This is a genomic window from Cellulomonas sp. GbtcB1 (assembly GCF_019091725.1).
In the GTDB taxonomy this organism is placed as follows: Bacteria; Actinomycetota; Actinomycetes; order Actinomycetales; family Cellulomonadaceae; genus Cellulomonas.
In genome coordinates this window covers 1-229 of the sequence record NZ_JAGXJG010000712.1, presented here as the reverse complement: position 1 = coordinate 229, position 229 = coordinate 1, and the positions used below count along the sequence as shown (strand labels likewise).

The following is a 229-nucleotide window of genomic DNA, read 5'->3' as shown; positions in this document are numbered from 1 at the left end:
GCACCCGCGGGCGGGGGACCCCTCCAAGAAGCCCGCCGGTGCCGCGAAGGGCTCCCCCCCCCCGCTCGCGGTCAAGGTCGCGACGCTGACCGCGGACCAGGTCCGCGAGATCGCCTCGACCAAGCCCGAGGACCTGAACGCCAACGACCTCGCCGCCGCCGAGAAGATCATCGCCGGCAGCGCTCGGTCGATGGGCATCAAGGTCGAGGGCTGAGCCCCGGCTCGACTG

At 73.4% G+C, this 229-nt stretch carries 1 pseudogene; it reads left to right on the top strand.

Annotated features, from left to right (window positions below):
* A pseudogene (locus KVT14_RS21920) lies at positions 1 to 214 on the top strand (50S ribosomal protein L11); the annotation flags it as partial.
* Positions 215 to 229 lie beyond the last annotated feature (15 nt).